The organism is Nonomuraea sp. NPDC004580 (assembly GCF_040609855.1).
In the GTDB taxonomy this organism is placed as follows: domain Bacteria; phylum Actinomycetota; class Actinomycetes; order Streptosporangiales; family Streptosporangiaceae; genus Nonomuraea; species Nonomuraea salmonea.
In genome coordinates, this window is sequence record NZ_JBEXLH010000129.1 from 1 (window position 1) to 3,899 (window position 3,899).

Here is a 3,899-nt window from a genome sequence, read left to right on the forward strand (position 1 = left end):
TCAACCGGACCAAGGACACACGACGTCGGCGGGCAACCACTCCCGATTTTCAGCCCAGAACGGGCCTCCCGCTAGGGAGATCGGAGACTAACCCCCTCACCACGCGACCTGCCGGTGAGCCAGGCCAGCATGTCGTGCGGCGCGCCGCGGACGGCAGGACCGTCGCCGAGCTCGCGGGTGGCGGTGATCCGGCCGTCCTCGACGAGCTCGATCCGGCCCACCACCCTGTGGTCGCGGGGCCAGGTGGCCAGGCAGTCGTGCAGCTCCCGGCGTACGAAGGAGGCGGGCCAGCCGGCGGGGGTGTGATCGGCGGCCAGGTCGACGTGGTGGAAGCCGATCTCGCGCAGCCGGCGGACGAGCAGGTACCAGGCGGGGTGCGGCGGCGGGCGCATGCCCTCCACCTGCACCGACCAGGCGTACGCGGGCAGGTCGCGGATGGCGGCGGCCAGGCGGGCGGCGCCGTCCTCCAGCTCGGCGAGATGGCGGGCCACGGGGTGGGTCGCGGCGGCCTCGATCGCGGCGGACCTGGCGGCGAACGAGGCGTACTGAGGGGTGCGGACGCCGGTTCGCGCCCAGGTCAGCAGGTTGAGGTGGGAGTCGGCGTTCTTGGCGAGGTGGGCGAGCACGTGGCCCCTGGTCCAGTCCGGCAGGAGCGAGGGGGCGGCGAGGTCGGCGTCGGAGAGGGACGCGGCCGTGGCCAGCAGCCGGTTGGTGGCCACGGCCAGCTCGGCCTGCAGCGCGGGTAGGACGCTCATGTACGGATATTTCACCATCTGCGGCAGCCGACCCTGGGAGGGCATAAAACCGCAGGTCAGCAAGTTGACATTCCAAGGGGTCCTCCCCTGCCGGGAGATGGCCGTAACCTGGGAGAGACGGATTTTCGGGGGCCGTGGATCGGGCCGCCGAAATTGTCGGAGCCGCCGTCTACCATCCCCCGTGGACCTATCCGCCTTTTGACTTCCGGGATCGCCGTGGCTGACCGCCTGATCGTGCGTGGTGCACGAGAACACAACCTCAAAGACGTCTCGCTGGATCTGCCGCGAGACTCGCTGATCGTCTTCACCGGCCTATCCGGCTCGGGCAAGTCGAGCCTGGCCTTCGACACGATCTTCGCTGAGGGCCAGCGGCGCTACGTCGAGTCGCTGTCGGCGTACGCCCGCCAGTTCCTCGGCCAGATGGACAAGCCCGACGTCGACTTCATCGAGGGCCTGTCGCCGGCGGTCTCCATCGACCAGAAGGCCACCAGCAAGAACCCCCGCTCCACCGTCGGCACCATCACCGAGGTCTACGACTACCTGCGGCTGCTGTGGGCCCGCATCGGCAAGCCGCACTGCCCGGTGTGCGCGCGGCCGATCGCCCGCCAGTCGCCGCAGCAGATCGTCGACCGCGTGATGGACCTCGAAGAGGGCACCAGGTTCCAGGTCCTCGCGCCGGTCGTCAGGGGGCGCAAGGGCGAATACGCCGAGCTGTTCCGCGAGCTGCAGACCAAGGGCTTCGCCAGGGCGCGGGTCGACGGCACCGTCGTGCGCCTGGAGGAGCCGCCGACGCTGAAGAAGTACGAGAAGCACGACATCGAGGTCATCGTCGACCGCCTGTCGGTCAAGGAGTCGGCGCGGCGGCGGCTCAACGACTCCGTCGAGACGGCGCTGCAGCTGTCCGGCGGCACGATCACGCTGGAATTCGTCGACCTGCCGGAAGACGACCCCAACCGCGAGCGCTTCTACTCCGAGCACCTCTACTGCCCCTACGACGACCTGTCGTTCGAGGAGATGGAGCCGCGCTCGTTCTCCTTCAACTCGCCGTTCGGCGCCTGCCCCGAGTGCACAGGTCTCGGCACCAAGATGGAGGTCGACCCCGACCTCGTCGTGCCCGACCCCGAGCGCGCGCTCGGCGACGGCGCCATCCACCCCTGGTCGGGCGGCCACACCAGCGAATACTTCACCAGGCTGATCGAGGCGCTCGGCCACGCCATGGGGTTCGGCCTCGACACGCCGTGGGAGCGGCTGCCGAAGAAGGCCCAGAAGTCGCTGCTCTACGGGCACGAAGAGCAGATCCACGTGCGCTACAGCAACCGCTTCGGCCGCCAGCGCGCCTATTACACCACCTACGACGGCGTCATCCCGTGGGTGCAGCGCAGGCACGCCGAGGCCGAGAGCGACGCGGCGCGCGAGCGCTTCGAGGGCTACATGCGCGAGATCCCGTGTCCCGCCTGTAAGGGGGCCAGGCTCAAGCCGGTCAGCCTGTCGGTCACGGTCGCCGGGAAGTCGATCGCCGAGGTCTCGTCGATGTCGATCGGCGAGTGCGCCAAGTTCCTCGCCGCGCTCAAGCTGTCCGACCGCGACATGCAGATCGCCGAGCGGGTGGTCAAGGAGATCAACGCCCGCATGGGCTTCCTGCTCGACGTCGGCCTCGACTACCTCACGATGGACCGCGCCGCCGCCACCCTCGCCGGCGGCGAGGCGCAGCGCATCAGGCTCGCCACGCAGATCGGCTCCGGGCTGGTCGGCGTGCTCTACGTGCTCGACGAGCCGTCCATCGGGCTGCACCAGCGCGACAACATGCGGCTGCTCGACACCCTGATCAGGCTGCGCGACATGGGCAACACGCTGATCGTGGTCGAGCACGACGAGGACACCATCGCCGCCGCCGACTGGGTGGTCGACATCGGGCCGGGCGCCGGCGAGCACGGCGGCCAGGTCGTGGTGTCCGGCACCGTCCAGGACCTCCTCGCCAGCGAGGAGTCGATGACCGGCGCGTACCTGTCGGGGCGCAAGAGCATCGCCGTGCCCGCCAAGCGCCGCAAGCGCGACAAGAAGCGGCAGATCACCGTCAAGGGGGCGCGCGAGCACAACCTCAAGGGCGTCGACATCGAGTTCCCGCTCGGCGTGTTCACCGCGGTCACCGGGGTGTCGGGGTCGGGCAAGTCGACGCTGGTCAACGACATCCTCTACAACGCGCTGGCCAAGGAGCTCAACGGCGCCCGTACGGTGCCGGGGCGGCACTCCCGCATCAACGGCATGGACCAGGTCGACAAGGTCGTCCACGTCGACCAGTCGCCGATCGGGCGCACCCCGCGCTCCAACCCGGCCACCTACACCGGCGTCTTCGACCACGTCCGCAAGCTGTTCGCGGCCACGGCCGAGGCGAAGGTGCGCGGCTACCAGCCGGGGCGCTTCAGCTTCAACGTCAAGGGCGGGCGCTGCGAGGCGTGCGCGGGCGACGGCACCATCAAGATCGAGATGAACTTCCTGCCCGACGTCTACGTCCCCTGCGAGGTCTGCCACGGCGCCCGCTACAACAGGGAGACGCTGGAGGTCCACTACAAGGGCAAGACGATCGCCGAGGTGCTCGACATGCCGATCGAAGAGGCCCTCGGCTTCTTCGACGCGATCCCCGCCATCAAGCGGCACCTGCAGACGCTCAACGACGTGGGGCTCGGTTACGTACGCCTCGGGCAGCCGGCCACCACGCTGTCCGGCGGTGAGGCGCAGCGCGTCAAGCTGGCCTCCGAGCTGCAGCGGCGGCAGACCGGGCGGACGATCTACGTCCTCGACGAGCCCACCACCGGGCTGCACTTCGAGGACATCAGGCGGCTGCTCGGCGTGCTGGGGCGGCTGGTCGACGGCGGCAACACCGTCATCGTCATCGAGCACAACCTCGACGTCATCAAGACCGCCGACTGGATCATCGACATGGGTCCCGAGGGCGGGTCGCGCGGCGGCACGCTGGTGGCGGCGGGGACGCCGGAGGAGGTCGCGCTGGTGGACGACAGCCACACGGGCCGCTTCCTGCGCAAGATCCTCTCCCTCTGACAGAGATGATGTAGGTGAGCACCTCCCGCCAGTCCTGACCCACCCTCTGACTGACCTCGGGTCTTCAACGGGATCTGTCGGTCTGAA

Annotated in this window: 2 protein-coding genes; one reads left to right on the plus strand and one right to left on the minus strand. The window is 69.2% G+C overall.

What is annotated here, in order from left to right; genetic code table 11:
• Positions 1-71: 71 nt before the first annotated feature.
• Positions 72-755 (minus strand): maleylpyruvate isomerase family mycothiol-dependent enzyme, encoded by a 684-nt coding sequence (locus ABZW11_RS46045; RefSeq protein WP_355432856.1) that lies wholly within the window; start codon positions 753-755, stop codon positions 72-74.
• Positions 756-971: 216 nt separating this feature from the next.
• Here ABZW11_RS46045 and uvrA point away from each other — a divergent pair, with 216 nt between their 5' ends.
• Complete coding sequence (gene uvrA / locus ABZW11_RS46050; protein ID WP_355432859.1) at positions 972-3,812, plus strand: excinuclease ABC subunit UvrA; 2,841 nt, start codon at positions 972-974, stop codon at positions 3,810-3,812.
• Positions 3,813-3,899 lie beyond the last annotated feature (87 nt).

Excerpts from the sequence above, each read along its gene's own strand:
- ABZW11_RS46045 (WP_355432856.1), bottom strand. The coding sequence starts at position 755 with ATGAGCGTCCTACCCGCGCTGCAGGCCGAGCTGGCCGTGGCCACCAAC.